This is a genomic window from Neisseria sp. HMSC067H09 (assembly GCF_001814135.1).
In the GTDB taxonomy this organism is placed as follows: Bacteria; Pseudomonadota; Gammaproteobacteria; order Burkholderiales; family Neisseriaceae; genus Neisseria.
Map to the genome: position 1 here is coordinate 2,685 of NZ_KV814897.1, position 339 is coordinate 3,023.

The 339-nt window shown below is 51.6% G+C and carries 1 pseudogene; it reads left to right on the plus strand.

Annotated features, from left to right (window positions below):
- Positions 1-251, plus strand: a pseudogene (locus tag HMPREF2954_RS04910) (hypothetical protein); the annotation flags it as partial.
- Positions 252-339: the final 88 nt, after the last annotated feature.

Here is a 339-nt window from a genome sequence, read left to right on the forward strand (position 1 = left end):
TGGCGGCGGCAGGTTACGCACAAGGGCTGCGCGGTGTGTCACTGATTGATGTTGACGAACGCACTAGGGAAATCAGTATCGCCCACGAATCTCCCGACCTGAATGAGGCGGTGGTCAATATGGATAAGGCAGCCGTTACCCCGACAGCAGAAAGCCTGAATCAAATCCAGCAGACGGCGCAGCAGTTTGAATATGAAACGCAACAAAGGCAGTTGGCGCAATCCCAATCGCGCAGCATGATGATTTCGTAAGCGAAGATGTTGATACGAATCGAAAGGCCGTCTGAAAAACAGTTTTCAGACGGCCTGAGACCTTTGCAAAAAAGCCTTTCCCCCAACA